This window comes from Campylobacter sp. Cr9, from assembly GCF_020138295.1.
GTDB lineage: Bacteria > Campylobacterota > Campylobacteria > Campylobacterales > Campylobacteraceae > Campylobacter_E.
Genome location: NZ_JACGBH010000001.1, coordinates 95,953 through 112,644, shown reverse-complemented (window position 1 = coordinate 112,644; position 16,692 = coordinate 95,953). Strand labels below are relative to the sequence as shown.

Sequence of the window (16,692 nt, the reverse complement as noted above, 5' to 3'; positions counted from 1 at the left end):
AGCTTAAAAATAAGTAAGTAAGATAAATAAAGCTATTTTTTAGATAATTTGCTTAGGAATTTCATTTAGGAATTTGAAATTCCTAATTTAAATTCTATAAATCAAACATATGATTTAAAGGGCCTCTTCCAGCACCTAATTTTGGTGCGTTTTCCATAGCATTTTGAGTATAAATTTTTGCATTTGCAACTGCACTTAATTTATCTAAGCCATTTGCTAGATTTGCAGCTATTGCAGCACTAAGAGTACAACCTGCTCCGTGGTCATTTGAAGTTTGCAAGTTTTTACCACAAAGTTCGTGAAAATCTTTTCCATCATAAAAATAATCCACTGCTAAATCAAAATATTTTCCACCTTTAGCTAAAACGCTTTTAGCTCCTAAATCAATTAGTTTTTTAGCTGAATCTTTTAATTTTTCTTTTGAATCAATGCTAAATCCACAAAGAAGTTCAGCTTCAAGTTTATTAGGTGTTAAAACATCGGCAAATTGTATGAATTCTTCTACATATAATTTAAAATCTTCATCGCCAATTAATCTAAAGCCACTTTTTGAAAACATAACAGGGTCAATTACTATATTTTCTGGCTTAAATTCTTTAAATTTTGCAGTGATTAATCTAATTAAATCAGCATCTCCCATTAAACCTGTTTTAAGAGCTTTTGGTCTTATATCATTAAAAACTGCATCAAATTGAGATGCAACAATTTCTTTATCCATAACACAAGCTCCATAAACACCTTGAGTATTTACAGAATAAACACCTAAAACCACTGCCATTCCAAAAGTTTTATGCATTGTAAAAGTTTTTAAATCAGCCTCAAGTCCGCTACCCCCACTGCAATCACTACCTGCAATCGTTAGAACTGGATTTAACATATAAGCTCCTTAATATGAATTAGAAGCGAAATAATACTTAAAAATTTATAATTTTATTATAATATTTGCCTTTTTTATTAATTTTTTAGGAACAAATATGTTTAACATTGATATAAACTTATTTTCATACATTAGCGTTAGGGCGTTTTTAGCTTTTTTATTGTCTTTTTTTATGACTTTAATTATTATGCCACTTTTTATTTCTTGGGCAAAAAATATAGGTGCAAATCAACCTATCTTAAGTGATGCTCCAAAAACTCATCAAAAAAAGTGCAATACCCCTACAATGGGCGGAGTGATATTTTTAGGCTCAACACTTCTTTCAAGCCTTATTTTTGCTACTTTTAATATTTATAGTATTTCTGCGTTTTTGTGCTTAGTGTGCTTTGGAGCGATTGGAATTATTGATGATTTAGGTAAGGTTTTAAAAAAGGCTAATAAAGCAGGTCTTAAACCACGCTCAAAAATGCTTTTAATGATAATTGCTTCATTAATTACCTTACTTCCTATTATGATTTTTAGCGATTTTAGCACGGAGCTTTTCGTTCCTTTTTATAAATATCCAATAATAGATATGAAATATTTTGCTTTAATTTTTTGGATTTTGGTATTAATTTCAAGCTCAAATGCTATTAATCTAACCGATGGTCTTGATGGCCTTGCTTGTGTGCCAAGTGTATTTTCTTTATTTACATTATCTGTGTTTTTATATCTTAGTTCTAATGCTGTGTATGCTAATTATTTATTATTACCTAAGGTTAGCGGTGCTGAAGAATGCGTTGTAATTGCACTTGCATTAATTGGCTCTTTACTAGGCTTTTTATGGTATAACTGCCATCCTGCGCAAGTATTTATGGGAGATAGCGGTTCGCTTACATTAGGAGCTATTGTTGGGTATTTAGCGATTATTTCAAAGAATGAAATTTTGCTTATATTAATAGGTTTTGTTTTTGTGCTTGAGACAATTAGCGTTATTTTACAAGTTGGAAGCTTTAAGATTTTTCATAAAAGAATTTTCAAAATGGCACCAATTCATCATCATTTTGAACAAATCGGTTGGAGTGAAAATAAAATAATCGTTAGATTTTGGCTAATTGCGTTTTTATGCAATGTGTTTGCATTAATTACTATTAAATTAAGGTGAGATTATGTTATCAATGTTTGGATATGGAAATGTTGCTAAAGCAATTACTAGCACTTATAAAAAAGGCGAGTGGAATATATATGATGATAAATTTAGCGTAGCTAGTGAAGATGAGTTTGGCAATAAACTTTTGCCTGTAAATGAGTTTAATCCTGAGCTAAGTAGCATTGAAGTAGTAAGCCCAGGAATTGCTCCTAATCATATTTTATGCAAAAAGGCAAGAAATCTTACAAGCGAGATTGATTTTTATAATGAAGCTTTAGGACTTAGCATTTGGGTAAGTGGAACAAACGGTAAAACAACAACAACTGAGATGATAGCTCATTTATTAGACATTGAAGCTGGAGCAAATATAGGAAAACCTTTGGCTTTAATGAATCTTAAAGCGCCTTTAGTAGTGCTTGAGATGAGCTCTTTTGCTCTTCATTATACTAAGGTTGCAAGACCTGAGCTTTATGTATTACTCCCTATTTGTGATGATCATATAAGTTGGCATGGAAGCTTTAGTAATTACGAAAAAGCAAAGCTTGATTTGATTTTTAGAATGAATAAAACTGCTAGCGTAATAGTTCCTAAAAAATATAAACAATATTTAGAGAGTGCAAAATGTATTAAATATTTTTATGAAAACTCAAGCGATTTAGCAAAAACTTTTGATATTGATTTGTCTAAATTAAACTATAAAGAGCCGTTTTTATTAGATGCGTGTTTAGCATTAGCAGCCACAAAAATAATTAGTGGTGAGATTAAATATGATAAATTAAGTTTATTTAAAATCGGTCGTCATAGGGTTGAAGTATTTAAAGATAGTAAAAATAGAACTTGGATTGATGATAGCAAGGCTACAAATATTTCTGCAGCACTTGCAGCGATTAATAGCTTTAAAGAACCCTTACATTTAATTGCAGGTGGAGATGCTAAAGGTCAAGATTTAAATGAGTTTTTTAAATATTTACCTAAAAATACAAAACTTTATCTAATAGGAAAGACAGATTTTAGCGATATAGCAAAGGCAAATGGATTTAATCCTATTAGAACGAATTTAAAAGAAGCTGCTACCTTAATATATAAAGATTTAAAAATAGATGAAATCGCTTTATTAAGTCCTGCGTGTGCAAGTTTAGATGAGTTTAGCTCATATGCTGAGCGTGGGGATTTATTTATAAAATATATGAAAGAACTTGATGTTTAGTTTTTTAAGACTTGCAAAAAGTGCTTTAATAAATAGCGATTATGAAGTAAAAGAAAATAAATTAATTTATAAAAATAAAGAATTTTTATTACAAGATGAATTAAAAAACCCTGATAATACTTATTTTGTAGTTGCTATTGATAGAGTAATTTTATTTAAGAATAAAGATGAAGATAATTTTAAAAATGCAAAAGCAAGGCAAAAAAGAGCAATTTTTATTACATTTATAATATGCCTTGCACTTTTTATAGCATTATTTTTCACGGAATTTGAAATAGGAATTTCGTTTTTAACAATTGCAAGTATCGTGGTTTTTATACTTTCTATTTTAAATTATTCATTTTTAAAACAACAAATTTTTGCTTTAGAAAATATTTTAAGCAAAGTTTAAGAATTTTTGCATATAATTCAAGCTTTTACTTCAGGTGGTTGGATAGCTCAGTCGGTAGAGCAGCAGACTGAAAATCTGCGTGTCGGCAGTTCGATTCTGCCTCTAACCACCATTTTTATTTTTCCCATTTTTTTATTTTTAATCTTTTTTATTTTTTTCTAAGTATTAAATATTTTTCTTTATACTCCTGCAATGATTAAGGCAAAAAAGAAATTCGGACAAAATTTTTTAAAAGATGAATTAGTAAAACAGCAGATCATCCAAGCGATACCCAAAGATTTAAAGTCAATTTTAATTGAGATTGGGCCTGGCTTAGGTGATTTAACTGCTCCTATACTTAAAAGTGGTTTTAAGCTCACTAGTATTGAAATAGATGATAGTTTGATACCTATTTTAAATGAGCGTTTTAATAAAGAGATTTTAAGTGGAGATTTTACATTAATTAATGCTGATGTTATGAGCGTGAAAATTAGTGATGAGCCTTATTTTATATGTGCTAATTTGCCGTATTATATTAGTTCGCAAATTATCCTAAATGCTTTGTTTGATGATAACTGCACAGGTATGCTTGTTATGATTCAAAAAGAGCTTGCTGATAGATTTTTTGGCGATGATTATTGTGCTTTAAGCGTAATTACTGAATTACTTTGTGAAAAATCACTAGTTTGTGAAGTGCCACCTAGTGCTTTTGTACCTATGCCGAAAGTAAATTCAAGCGTAATTAAGCTTATTAAAAAGCCAAGTTTAATGGATAAAAAGGATATAAAAGGCTTTAATGCTTTTATAAAAACAGCCTTTAATCAACCTAGAAAAAAAATGCTAAGCTCATTTTCAAATAAAGAAAAAGTAAAAAAAGCATTAGATTTATTAGGAATAAACGAAAATGTAAGAGCTCATGAGGTATCGGTTAAATCATTCTTAGAAATTTTTAAATTACTAAAGGATGACAATGAGTATAGATGAATTAAATAAGACAAAAATAGCTAGAAGTTATGAAAACGCAGAAAATGAAGATGAACTTTTAGAAGAATTAGAAGAAGAAATTGACGAAAAAAAATCAAAAAAGAAGAAAAAACGCAAGAAAAAAATCTTACCAGCTTCTTTAAAAGGTGATTTAGATTGGCAAAAAGCTTTAGCTGAATCAATGAAAGCAAACGAAAAAGCTCAAGAAAAAAGATTAAGCCCATGGATTAATTATAAAGGTAATGCTAGCGTGAAATTCACTCCACTTGGTGGTTTAGGTGCAATCGGTGGAAATATGAGTGTAATTGAGTATGAAGATGAGGCAATTATCATTGATGTTGGAATGAGCTTTCCTGATGCCGATACTTTAGGTGTTGATATTGTAGTGCCTGATTTTTCATATATTAGAAAGATTAAAGATAAGGTTAAAGCTGTATTAATTACTCACGCTCATGAAGATCATATTGGAGCAATGCCTTATTTTTATAAAGAATTTGATTTTCCTATTTATGCAACTCCGCTTCCATTAGGAATGATTTCAAATAAATTTAGCGAACACGGACTTAAAGATAAATGCAAATTATTTAGACCTATAACAAAGCGTGAAATATATGAAATTGGCTCATTTAAGGTTGAGTTTATTCATATAACACATAGTATTATTGATAGCTGTGCTTTAGCTATAAATACGCCTGCTGGAACTATCATTCATACAGGAGATTTTAAAATAGACCATACTCCAATAGATGGTTATGCGAGTGATTTACATCGTTTAGCTTATTATGGCGAAAAGGGAGTTTTATGTCTGTTTAGTGATAGCACTAATAGTTACCGTGAAGGTGTAACTAAGAGTGAAAGCACTGTGGGGGCTACATTTGATTTAATTTATTCACGCTGCAAGGGTCGTGTGATAATGAGTACATTTAGCTCAAATATTCACAGAATTCATCAAGCGATTTCTCAAGCTCTAGTTTATAATAGAAAAGTTTGTATTATAGGTCGCTCAATGGAAAGAAACTTATTTACAGCAATTGAGCTAGGCTATTTAAAATTTGATAAAAAGATTTTCATAAGTGCTGATGAACTTGATAAATTCCCTGATGAAGAGATTTTAATCATTACTACTGGCTCACAAGGTGAGAGTATGAGTGCATTATATAGAATGGCAACAAGCGAGCATAAGCATGTAAAGATTAAACCAAGCGATCAAGTAATTATAAGCGCAAAAGCAATTCCAGGTAATGAAGCAAGTGTTTCAGGTGTGATTGATTTATTAATGCGTCATGGGGCAAGTGTGGCATATCAAGAATTTAGCGAAATTCATGTAAGCGGACACGCAGCTGCTGAAGAGCAAAAATTAATATTAAGATTAGTAAAACCTAAGTATTTTCTACCTGTTCATGGGGAATATTCTCATATTAGCAAACATAAAGCTAGTGCGATTGCTTGTGGTGTAAATGAAAGAAATATTTATTTATTAGATAACGGCGATCAAATGGAAATAAGCTGGAATAAATTAAGAAAACTAAAGAGCGTTAAAACAGGAAAGACTTATATAGATAATCAAGTGGATAGAGAAGTTCATGATGATTTATTAAATACTAGAAAAAATCTAGCAGAGCATGGAATAGTTCAGCTAAATCTTCATATAAATATGGGTGCAAAAACTCTAAATCACGCACATATTATAAATTTTGGTCTTGTATCAAATAAACTAGCTCAAGATTTTGGAACTGATGTGAGTAATTACATTAAATTATTCATTGCAGATGCAAAAGAAGGCATTATGAAAGACAAAAAAGCTTTTGAGCCAGCACTAAGAAACGCACTTAAAAAGTATTTCTTTAAAAAGTATAAGAAATATCCATATTTATTATTAAATATACATTAAGGATAAATTATGCTAGAAATTGCAAAAAACATTCTAAAGCGAGAAGCTTTCGCTTTAGAAGAAGCAGCTTTAAGTTTAGATGAGAGTTTTATTAAAATTGCTAATTTAGTTAATGATTGTAAGGGTAATTTAATAGTGGTTGGAGTTGGTAAAAGTGGCATAGTTGGACGCAAAATTGCTGCTTCATTTGCTAGTTGTGGGGTAAAGTCGTTTTTTATTCATGCAAGTGAATTAATGCATGGAGATTTAGGAAATATTTCTAAAGAAGATTTAGTGATTTTAATTTCATTTAGTGGAAAAAGCGAAGAAGTTTTAAAAATTATTCCTTTTTTAAAAGATAGAGCTTGCACTTTAATTAGCATTTCGCAAAGCAATTCTCCACTAGCTAATTCATGCTTATTTAATATCGCAACAAATTGTAATGAAGCAATCACAAATCTACCTGCACCAACTAGCTCAACAACCCTAACACTAGCTTTAGCAGACGCATTACTAGCTTGTGTAATTGCTTTAAGAGATTTTAGTGTAAGTGATTTTGGTATAAATCATCCTGGTGGAGCTTTAGGTAAGAGATATTATGTAAAAGTAAGTGATTTAATGCATAAAAATAATCTTCCTATTATTAATAAAGACGCTAATTTAAAAGAGGCAATTTTATGTATGAGTAAGGCAAGTTTTGGTTGTGCTTTAATAGTTGATAATGAAAAATTACTTGGATTTTTAAGCGATGGAGACTTAAGAAGAGCAATGGCAAAAGAAGATTTTTCTTTAGAGCAATTAGCTTTAACATACGCAAGTAAAAATCCTAAAACAATAATAAAAACAGAGCTAGCTCACAAGGCGTTTTCTTATATGAAAGAGAACAAAATATCTATTTTAGTAGTTGTTGAAGATGAAAAAATAATAGGTTTATTACAATTATTGGATGAGTGATGAGACTTAATAAATTTATTGCACACAATAGCAAATATTCAAGAAAAGAAGCTGATAAGCTAATTAAAGATGGTTTAGTAAAAATCAATAATAAAGTCGTTTTAGAAGACTGGAGCGAAGTTGGGGTTGATGATAAAGTTTTTGTAAAAGGTAAAAGAATTTATAAAAAAAGCGAATTTAGCGTAATCGTATATCACAAAGATAAAGGCGAATTGGTAAGTCATAAAGATGAGCGTGGAAGAGCTTTGATATTTGATAATTTACCAAGAGATTTTAGACATTTTAATCCTGTTGGAAGACTAGATTACGCATCTACTGGGATACTTTTATTGGTTGATAGTCCTGTGATAGCGGATTTTTTAATGCAAAGTAACCTAGAGCGTGAATATTACTTAAAAATTAAAGGAACTATCACAAAAGAAGTAATCAATGCTATGGAAAATGGGCTTGAAATCGTAAATAGCTTAAAAGGAGCGCACCCAAAAAGTAAAATCACAAATCTTAGCTTAAAGCCATTTTTAGAATACGAAATATTTGGAAGTAGTGGCGGATATACAAAGCTAAGAGTAATAATTGATGAGGGTAAAAATAGAGAGTTAAGACGCTTTTTTGCTGAGTTTGATTTAGAAGTTGTTGAGCTTAAAAGAGTAGCTTTTGGTAGAGTTGATTTAGGTGTTTTAAAACCTAAAAAATATAGATTTTTAACTAATAGCGAGTATGAAGATTTAAGAAGCTTTTTAAAAGAAAATAAGGTGTATTACTAATGAAAAATTTAGAGAATTTGTATCAGGAATTTAAAGAACTAAGACATTTTATTCATCAAAATCCAGAACTAGGATTTAATGAGCTAAATACAGCAAAATTAGTTGCAAGTAAGCTAAAAGAATTTGGATACGAAGTTTATGAAGGCATTGGAAAAACCGGCGTTGTAGGAGTGCTTAAAAAGGGTAGTTCAGCTAAAAGCATAGGACTTAGAGCAGATATGGACGCACTTAGTATTAATGAATGTAATAATTTTTCTTATGCAAGTAAAAACGGCTGTATGCACGCATGCGGACATGATGGACACACCGCAGGGCTTTTAATGGCTGCAAAGTATTTAGCAAATGCTGAATTTAATGGAACACTTAATTTATTCTTTCAACCTGCTGAAGAATGCTGTGATGAAGAATTATTAAGTGGTGCAATGAGAATGATAAAAGATAAAGCACTAGAACGCTTTAGGGTTGATTATATTTATGGAATTCACAATATGCCAAGCTCTCAAATGAAAGGCTATGAAAACAAAAAGTTTTTTATGAAGCGTGGCGTTATGATGGCTGGAGTTAGTGCTTATAGGGTTGATTTTATAGGTTTAGGCGGACACGCATCGGCTCCACATTTATGTAAAGACCCAATAAGTGTTGCAAACAATTTCGTAAATGCTTTATATACATTCAAATCTCTTGAATTAAAAGATAGTGTTTTAAATGTTACAGGCTTTTTAGCAGGAACAACAAAAGCGTTTAATATTATTCCAAATGAAGCAACTGTTATGATAAATGTAAGAGGGCTTAGCAATGATGAGCTTAGCTTTATTCATAAAAGAATTAACGAAATTGCAAAAGGCATTGCAGCAGCATTCAATGTAGAAGTAAATGTTAAAAGAGCAGAAAATATAAAAGCAACAATAAATAATGATGAAGCTTACGACATTGCAAAAAATGCAGCTATAAAATCATTTGGTGAAAATGATTGCGAGTTTAATCATCCGCATTTAATGGGTAGCGAAGATTTTTCAGCATTCTTAGATGAGGTAAAAGGAACTTATGCTTTCATAAACAATGGCGATAGTGCGAACCTTCATCATCCTGAATATGATTTTAATGATGAAGTTTTATTGCTTGCTAGCAAATATTTTTCTACTTTAGTTTTAGACTATTTAAAAGATTAAATTCCGAATTCAAATTCTTGTTTTTAAAATAAGAATTTGAAATAGGTTTTATAAAAGTTAAATTAAATAAAAAATTAAATAATTTTTTAAAAAAGTATTAATCGTTTTTTTTTTTTTTTTTTATTATAATAAAACTTTAAATTATTTTTAAGGGGAGAAGATGTTTAAAAAATTATTTTTTATTTTTGTTTTACTCTTTAGTTGTTTAAATGCTAAAGATGTTTTAGTTGTAGGGGTAGAAAACGAAACCGAAAGGCTAAATCCACTTTATGATGAAGATCATAACGTAATGCTAGGTTTAGTTTTTAATGGCTTATTTTCTTATAGAAATGATACATTAGAAAAAGATTTGGTAAAAGATGTAAAAAAAGATGGCTTGGTTTATACTTTTACTTTAAGAGATGATGTTTATTTTCACGATGGTGCAAAACTTAGCAGTGATGATGTAATTTATACTCTTAATCTTGCTCGTGATGAAAAACTCAATTCAGAAGTTTTAGGCAATTTCTTAGATATTAAAGAAATTAGCAAAATTGATGATTTAAGCTTTAAAGTAACTTTAAAACACCCATATCCTAGCTTTTATGAAGTTCTTAGCTTAGGAATTATGCCAAAGCATATTGTAGAAAAAATCGGTCTTGATGAGTTTGACAAGCATCCAGTAGGAACTGGTCCTTATAAATTCGTAGAAAGAAAATCAGGCGAATATATTAAATTAGTTGCAAATGATAAATTTTATAAGCATAAAGCTCATATAAAAGAAGTTATTTTAAAGTTTATTCAAGACCCAAACCTAGTAGCACTTGAGTTAGAAAATAATAAATTAGATATTTCTATCGTTGCTCCTATATTTTTAGATAAATTAGCTAAAAATAATAAGGTAAATTATCAAATTATGCCTTCAAATGATTATAGAGCTTTAATGTTTAATATGAAAAAATTCCATAATAAGGACTTTAGAAAAGCTATTGATTTAGCTATTTGTAAAGAAGATTTAGTGAAAGGTATTTTAAATAACTTAGGCAGTGTTGCAAATAATCCTATTGAAAAACAAGTAAAAACTGATATTGCTTATAGCACTTGCAATAAAGATTTGGCAAAACAAAAGTTAATTGATTTAGGTTATACATTAAAAAACAATAAGTTTTATGATAAAGATGGTAAGGCTTTAAGCTTTGATATTTATACATTTAACTTTGACTTATTACGCACTCAAATGGCTTATTATATTAAGCAAGAATTAGATAAAGTTGGAATTAGTGCAAATGTTTATGCTAAAGAGCATGGAAGTTTTGAGATTGACAAGGTTGATAGCTTTTTGATAGGTTGGGGTAGTGTTTATGGTGCTGATTTTTATACTTACAGAGTATTTTCTAAAGAATATGATGTAGAAACTAATGAAAATGGTTTAAATTATAATCATTACGATGATGCAGAAGTTTCAAAATACTTAAATCTTGCAAGGATTACCGATAATGAAAAAGAAAAAAATGAATATTACACAAAAGCTATGCTTGCATTAAAGGACAATCCTCCTTATGTTTTCTTAGCTTATATAGATTATGTAATTGCTTTCAATAAAAATCTAAAAGGTGTTAAAAACCACGCATTAGGACACCATGGAAACGGATATTTATACGGAATAGAAGATTTTTATTACGAAGATAAATAATGATTTATTTTATTAAAAAAGCACTTAGTTTTGTATTACTTAGTTTAATACTTAGCTTTGTGCTATTTTGTTTGATTTATTACACAAATGGTAGTGCAGTTTATGCAAATAAATCCATATTATTATCAAAATCTTTCATAGATAATGAGCTTAAAAGACTTGGTTTAAATGAAGGGTTGTTTTATCAATATTTTCAGTTTTTAAAAGGTTTAATAAGCCTTGATTTAAAGTCTTTAACAAGCGATAAAAATATATTTTTATTAATTAAAGAAAGATTGTTTAATTCTATTGTTTTAATCTTTGGCGGCGGATTTTTAATGCTAGTTTTTGGGATTTTATTAGGATTAATTTCTGCATTAATGAATAAAAGTTTAATTGATAAAAGCATTAATTTTGTTTTAATGCTTTGCTTTTGTTTGCCTAGTTTTTATATGGGAATTCTTTTGATTTTAACTTTTAGCATTTGGCTTGAGCTTTTTCCTAGTTCTTTATCAAATGATATTCAAAATCCAACTTTTTTAAACTATTTGCATCATTTAATCTTACCACTTAGTGCGCTTATTTTAAGTGGTCTTGGAATTTTGGTAAGTTTTTGCAAAAATACCTTTATACAAACTCTAAATAAGCCTTACATAAACGCTGCTTTTTTAATGGGGTTTAAAAGAAGAAGAGTTTATTTTTTTATAATTTATGATGCTTTTAGCTCTATTTTTGGATATTTTAGTGCTAATTTTATAGGGCTTTTAGGAAGTTCATATATTATTGAAAAAGTTTTTTCTTATTCTGGAATAGGAAGTTTGTTTATTGATTCTTTGATTTTTAAAGATTATCCATTAAGCTTGGTTTTGATAATTGTTAGCTTTTTTATTGTTAGTTTTTTTAATTTTCTAGCTTTATTTTTAGAAAAAATAATTTTTGCAAAGAAAGAGGCTTTATGAAAATACTTAATATTTTGATTTTAGTCTTTTGTATTTGTTTTTCAATGCTTAGTTTTTTTATACAAAGACCTGAAATAAATCTTGCAAATATGTTCGCAAATCCTAGCTTAGAGCATATTTTTGGGACGGATTTTTTAGGAAAAGATGTTGTAGTTGAATTAATACATGCAAGCAATTCATCACTTCAAATAGGAATATTTTCATCATTACTTGCTTGTGTAATAGGAGTTATTGTTGCTATTTTTATGCAGTTTTTCTTCAAAAATGCAATTTTAAAAATCCTTGATTTATTAATAGCAACTCCATCTTTAATCTTAATTATGTTTATACAAAGCTTATTTGATGGCGGAAAATTAACAATAATATTATTATTTGGTTTTACACATTTTGCGATTACTTCTAAAACTTTAAATGTATTTTTTAGCACATATTTAAAACAAGATTATATTTTAAACTTAATTATTTTTAGAGCTAGTAAATTTGATATTTTTAAGCAAATTAGCTTTGTTTTATTTAATATAATTTTAGTTTTATTTATACAAAATGTAGCTCATATCATACTTAGCGAATCAACGCTTAGCTTTTTTGGACTTGGTCTTAAACCTTATGAAGCAAGCATAGGAAATATGCTAAATGATAATGCAAAATGTATTTATTTAGGACATTATCATTTGATTTTAGCTCCAGGGATATATTTGTTCTTGCTTATATATTCTTTAAATAATTTAAGCTCAATAATTAGGAAATAAAGTGATTGATATTAAAAACGCAAGTTGTATTAAAGATAACAAAGTAATTTTTAGTAATATTGACCTTACAACAAATGCAAAAACAATAGGCATAATCGGAGAAAATGGCATAGGAAAAAGCACTTTTTTACTTCAGTTTATGGGAGTAAATACAAGAGCTAATAAATTTATGGTATTAAATCACGATTTATTAAAAGAAAAAAATATAGATGATTTTAGCATAGTCTTTCAAGATGCAAAAAGCACTTTAAATCCTTTGTTTGATATAGGAAGATTAATGCTGTTTTTAGCAAAAGATAGAAAAATAAGCAATGTAAAAGAAAAAACCTTAAGTTTTTGCGAAAAGTTTAATTTAAAAGATGTTTGGCATAGTAATCCTTATGAATTAAGCATAGGAGAGTCTAAAAAGATTAGTTTAATAATGGCTTTAGTAAAACAGCCAAAATTATTAATTTTAGATGAATTAAGCGCTGGTCTTGATGAAAAAAGCCTTATAAATATAATGGCATATTTAAAAGAGCTTGATATAAATATAATCTTAACAAGCCATGATAAAAGATTTTTAAGCCTTTGTGATGAGATTTATGAATTTAAAGGAGACTCTCTTGCTAGAAATTAAAAACTTATCAAAAAGATTTGAAATAAAAGAGCATTTTTATTCAAAAACTACGATTTTTGAAGTTTTTAAAGATATTAATTTTAAGCTTGATTTAGGCGATAAGTTAAACTTAAAAGGTGCAAATGGCTGCGGAAAAACTACTTTAGTAAAAATCATTGCAATGCTTGATAATTTTAATGATGGAGATATTATTTTTAATCAAAAATCTTTAAAAAACCTAACATATAATGAAAAAAGAGAGATAAGAAAAGATTTGATTTTAATAATGCAAAATCAAAAATCAGCCCTAAATCCATTCAAAAATATTAAATGGCATTTTGATATGGTTTGTAAAAATTATAATGTTAGGTTTAATGATGAATTATTTTATGATTTTTTTAGCGATGATAAGATTTTGTATCAATATCCAAGCGAACTAAGTGGTGGAGAAGCTCAAATAATAGGACTTTTAAGAGCATTTTTTGTAAAACCAAAATTGCTAATCTTAGATGAAGTAGAAGCTGGACTTGATAAAAATGCTATAAAGAAATTTATAAAACACTGCCAAGCTTATGAAAATTCTATGATTTTAATAAGCCATGTTAAAGAAATCGCAGAAGGAATTTGTAATAGGAATTACGAAATCATAAAAAAGGTTTAAAATGTATAAAAAAGCTTTTTTATCAAACTATGAATTAGATAAATTTAAGGTTTATACAAGCAGTGCAAATAGTAGATTTGAAGTAAGCAAAAGATTTAAAATCAAAAAGCTTAAAAATGTGGATTTTTTATTTAATTTAAGTAAGGTTGTAAATGATACAAAAGAATTAAAATTAAGCGTAATAAATGGTGAAATAATAGAATTTAATGTGTTAAATCCTGCGTATGTTTTAGAAAAAAATCAAGAAATTGTAAATACTTTTACAAATTATTCTAGTAATTACGAAGAATTTGTAAGAAATTATGAAAAAGATTATGAATTATTTTTGCAATCACCTTTAGCTTTTAGCTTAAAACAAAGTGATATTAATTGTTTTTATGTATCAAGTTTTAAGGGGTATTTTGATTCTTTTTCTTTGCATTTAAAAAATGGCTTTGAGTTTTATCAACCTATATTTACAAGCTTAAAAGATAATGAAGAATTAGTAATTTATGCTAATTTTCATCATGCTTTTTTTGACCTTGCAAGGGCTAAAAAATTTTATGATTATCTTGCTGAATTATTAAAATGAAAATAATTATTAATAATAAAATGCTTTAATGCTTGGTTTTATTATTAATTAAGGAGAACTTATGTTTCGTTTTAGTATCGCAGCAATTTTGCTAATGGGGGGGGGTGCTTATGCTAATGTTGAACTTGATTTAATAAATGTAAAATCAAATTCCATTGATGAGTTTAGCATTCAAAACAAAAACACAACAAGCACAAGAGATATTTTAAGAAACCTTCCTAGCATTTATTTAGGTGGGACAAATAATTTAAATCAAAAAATATTTATGCGTGGAATGAGTGATAGGGCAGTAAATATTAGCATAGATGGTGCAAGACAAGTTGGAAATAATTGGCATCACTCAGCCGATTTAGTCGTTGATACTGATATTTTAAAAGCAATTGAGATAAATACTGATAATTTAAATATTATTTCTTCATCTTTAGCAGGTAGTGTTAAGTTTAATACCTTAAATGCGCTTGATTTACTTGAATCTAACGAGCATTTAGGAGCAAAGATTAAAACAAGCTTTGCAAGTAATAATAAAGAATGGCAAAAAAGCTTGCAAACTTATGGCAAAAGTGATAATGGCTTACATTTATTAGCTTATATAAATCATAAAAACCATAGCTTTTCAAAAGATGCTTTAAAGCACGAAAGTGGTGGAAAAGGCAATAATTTAAGCTATCTTTTAAAGGGTGGATATACTAAAGATGAGCATAATTTAAATATAAGTTATGAAAATGTTGAGTATAAAGGCGATTATCCATTAGTGCCTGAATGGGCTGGAAGTGTTGCCTATGATTATTATCAAGGAGCTAACTTAATTAGTGCAGGGACAAGGGGATTTGATTTGATTAATCAAGAAATGAGAAGAAATACCTTTGTGCTTGATTATAATTATGATTTAGATGAATATATAAATCTTAATTTTAAGACTTATTATACAAATAGAGTGCTTGAGCTTGATAACTGGAAGCAAAAAAACCTATTAAAAGAAGATGTTTTAGAATATCTAAAAGGTGGAGTTAAAACTTATGGATTATATCTTGATAATAAAAGTGAATTAAAAACATTTGATATTTCTCATCTTTTTACTTACGGGCTTGAATATTTTAATACCCAAAGCTATGTTAAGAATAATTATTATAAATATAATTTAAGTAAAGATATAGCAATTTATGAAAAATTCACACCAGCTTCAAATGATATTTCCCAAACTCTTTCAGTGTTTTTACAAGATAAGATGAGTTTAGGAGATTTTGATTTGATTTTAGGAACTAAGTTTAATAATTATAAAATCAATACAATTGCTAATTTAAATCAAGATAGAATAAAGCATAATTTTAATTCAATTGATTACGCTGCAAGACTTAAATATAATTTTTCTAAAGATTTTTCAATTTATGCAGGATATTCTAAGATTTCTAAAGGAATTGACCCACTTGAAATGATTGTTTTGCGTGAAAATAGAGCAAAGCTAAAAACAAATGAAGATTTAAAATTTGAGAGTGGTTATGGATATGAGTTCGGGCTTGACTATTTTAAAGAAATAAATGATTTTACTATGGGTGCAAGTGCAAAATACTATAATAGATTTTACAAAAACCTAATTAGAGAAGAGACTAAAAGAATTGGCGAAGCAGGTGGATATTATACAAGGCTAAATGGTGGAAAATATAATATTTATGGAGTTGATTTAGAAGCAATTTTTAGCTACAAGCAGTTTAAATCAAGGCTTGGTTATTCAAGAGCTAGAACTTATGATGAAAAAGATAGTTTAGTAAGAGCTGGATATGCTTTAGCTTATAGTGATGCAGGAGATAAATATACTTTAAATCTTGAATATTTATATCAAAATTTCATTTTCGGATATGATTTAATTTATTTTAGTTCTATTTTAGTAGATGATTATATTAAACCAGCTTATGCAAAGCATGATTTTTATGTAAATTACGAAGTTAATAAAAATCTTGATTTAGGTTTTAGTGTTAATAATATTTTTAATAAATTATATTTTTCACACTACAAAAGAAGCTACAAAAGTGCTAAGAGTGCTGATTGGGAAGCTGGAAGAGATTTTAGATTTAGCATAAGTTATAGATTTTAAAAGGCATTTATTTGCCTTTTATTTTTCAAGAATTTGAAATAGGAATTTGAAAAATAAAAATATTAGCTATTTTTAAAATATAATAAGCTT

The 16,692-nt window shown here is 28.2% G+C and carries 16 protein-coding genes and 1 tRNA gene; 16 read left to right on the top strand and 1 reads right to left on the bottom strand.

The annotated features are described in order from the left end of the window. Positions 1-94: 94 nt before the first annotated feature. The gene (gene thiD / locus AVANS14531_RS00630; RefSeq protein WP_239817298.1) at positions 95-877 is read right to left on the bottom strand and encodes a bifunctional hydroxymethylpyrimidine kinase/phosphomethylpyrimidine kinase; all 783 of its coding nucleotides are present in this window, start codon (positions 875-877) and stop codon (positions 95-97) included. Positions 878-974: 97 nt separating this feature from the next. On the opposite strand from thiD, the gene mraY reads away from it, so the two are divergent. The 16 genes from mraY to AVANS14531_RS00550 all read left to right on the top strand — a co-directional run bounded on the left by mraY (position 975) and on the right by AVANS14531_RS00550 (position 16,602). Beyond that, positions 975-2,021, top strand: coding sequence for a phospho-N-acetylmuramoyl-pentapeptide-transferase (mraY, locus tag AVANS14531_RS00625; protein WP_336610937.1), 1,047 nt, complete (start codon positions 975-977; stop codon positions 2,019-2,021). A gap of 4 nt (positions 2,022-2,025) precedes the next feature. Beyond that, entirely contained in the window at positions 2,026-3,213 is a 1,188-nt protein-coding gene (gene murD / locus AVANS14531_RS00620; RefSeq protein ID WP_336610936.1) for a UDP-N-acetylmuramoyl-L-alanine--D-glutamate ligase, read from the top strand. Beyond that, positions 3,206-3,604: a hypothetical protein gene (locus tag AVANS14531_RS00615; RefSeq protein WP_336610935.1), complete on the top strand. Its 399-nt coding sequence runs from the start codon at positions 3,206-3,208 to the stop codon at positions 3,602-3,604. The genes murD and AVANS14531_RS00615 overlap by 8 nt, the downstream gene beginning before the upstream one ends. Before the next feature lie 36 nt (positions 3,605-3,640). Then, positions 3,641-3,716: transfer RNA gene (locus AVANS14531_RS00610), tRNA-Phe, on the top strand. 80 nt (positions 3,717-3,796) lie between these two features. Continuing rightward, positions 3,797-4,567, top strand: a complete 771-nt coding sequence (rsmA, locus tag AVANS14531_RS00605; protein ID WP_239817294.1) for a 16S rRNA (adenine(1518)-N(6)/adenine(1519)-N(6))-dimethyltransferase RsmA — start codon at positions 3,797-3,799, stop codon at positions 4,565-4,567. Beyond that, entirely contained in the window at positions 4,554-6,458 is a 1,905-nt protein-coding gene (locus AVANS14531_RS00600) for a ribonuclease J (RefSeq protein WP_336610934.1), read from the top strand. Before rsmA ends, AVANS14531_RS00600 begins: the two co-directional genes overlap by 14 nt. A 9-nt stretch (positions 6,459-6,467) precedes the next feature. Continuing rightward, a complete protein-coding gene (locus tag AVANS14531_RS00595) occupies positions 6,468-7,391 on the top strand; it encodes a KpsF/GutQ family sugar-phosphate isomerase (RefSeq protein ID WP_239817292.1) in 924 nt (307 codons plus the stop codon). Then, positions 7,391-8,155: a pseudouridine synthase gene (locus tag AVANS14531_RS00590; protein WP_336610933.1), complete on the top strand. Its 765-nt coding sequence runs from the start codon at positions 7,391-7,393 to the stop codon at positions 8,153-8,155. The genes AVANS14531_RS00595 and AVANS14531_RS00590 overlap by 1 nt, the downstream gene beginning before the upstream one ends. Next, positions 8,155-9,324, top strand: coding sequence for an amidohydrolase (locus AVANS14531_RS00585; protein ID WP_336610932.1), 1,170 nt, complete (start codon positions 8,155-8,157; stop codon positions 9,322-9,324). Before AVANS14531_RS00590 ends, AVANS14531_RS00585 begins: the two co-directional genes overlap by 1 nt. A 160-nt stretch (positions 9,325-9,484) precedes the next feature. Continuing rightward, a complete protein-coding gene (locus tag AVANS14531_RS00580; RefSeq protein WP_336610931.1) occupies positions 9,485-10,996 on the top strand; it encodes an ABC transporter substrate-binding protein in 1,512 nt (503 codons plus the stop codon). After that, the gene (locus AVANS14531_RS00575) at positions 10,996-11,934 is read left to right on the top strand and encodes an ABC transporter permease (protein ID WP_336610930.1); all 939 of its coding nucleotides are present in this window, start codon (positions 10,996-10,998) and stop codon (positions 11,932-11,934) included. Before AVANS14531_RS00580 ends, AVANS14531_RS00575 begins: the two co-directional genes overlap by 1 nt. Beyond that, complete coding sequence (locus tag AVANS14531_RS00570; RefSeq protein WP_239817287.1) at positions 11,931-12,683, top strand: ABC transporter permease; 753 nt, start codon at positions 11,931-11,933, stop codon at positions 12,681-12,683. Before AVANS14531_RS00575 ends, AVANS14531_RS00570 begins: the two co-directional genes overlap by 4 nt. Before the next feature lies 1 nt (position 12,684). Further along, the gene (locus tag AVANS14531_RS00565; RefSeq protein WP_336610929.1) at positions 12,685-13,302 is read left to right on the top strand and encodes an ATP-binding cassette domain-containing protein; all 618 of its coding nucleotides are present in this window, start codon (positions 12,685-12,687) and stop codon (positions 13,300-13,302) included. Next, entirely contained in the window at positions 13,289-13,942 is a 654-nt protein-coding gene (locus AVANS14531_RS00560) for an ATP-binding cassette domain-containing protein (protein WP_239817285.1), read from the top strand. Before AVANS14531_RS00565 ends, AVANS14531_RS00560 begins: the two co-directional genes overlap by 14 nt. 1 nt (position 13,943) lies before the next feature. Then, positions 13,944-14,513, top strand: coding sequence for a CatA-like O-acetyltransferase (locus tag AVANS14531_RS00555; RefSeq protein ID WP_336610928.1), 570 nt, complete (start codon positions 13,944-13,946; stop codon positions 14,511-14,513). A 61-nt stretch (positions 14,514-14,574) separates the two neighbouring features. Next, positions 14,575-16,602, top strand: coding sequence for a TonB-dependent receptor (locus AVANS14531_RS00550; protein ID WP_336610927.1), 2,028 nt, complete (start codon positions 14,575-14,577; stop codon positions 16,600-16,602). Positions 16,603-16,692 lie beyond the last annotated feature (90 nt).